We start from the raw sequence: 335 nt of genomic DNA on the forward strand, positions 1-335 counted from the left end.
TATGTATCTTACAGTTAAACAACAACTTAAACATCTTTCTAAAGAAGAATATCTTTCTCTTAGAGAACTTTCCCATACTGCTAAAAATCTATATAATCAAGCAGTGTATAATATTAGACAGTACTATTTTCAAGAAAATAAATATCTTAATTATCAAAAAAATAATTCTCTTTTAAAAAGTAGTGATAACTATAAAACTCTTAATTCTAATATGTCACAACAGATTCTCAAAGAAGTTGATGGTTCTTTTAAATCTTTCTTTGGACTTCTTAAAAAGAAGAATAAGGGAATATATAATGCTAAAGTTAAACTTCCTGGTTATCTTCCTAAGAATA

General features: G+C 24.8%; 1 pseudogene. It reads left to right on the plus strand.

Annotated elements, in window-relative coordinates:
- Position 1 precedes the first annotated feature (1 nt).
- Positions 2 to 335: pseudogene (locus tag IX290_RS11510) on the plus strand (RNA-guided endonuclease TnpB family protein); the annotation flags it as partial.

It is taken from the genome of Fusobacterium sp. DD2 (assembly GCF_018205345.1).
Lineage (GTDB): Bacteria > Fusobacteriota > Fusobacteriia > Fusobacteriales > Fusobacteriaceae > Fusobacterium_A.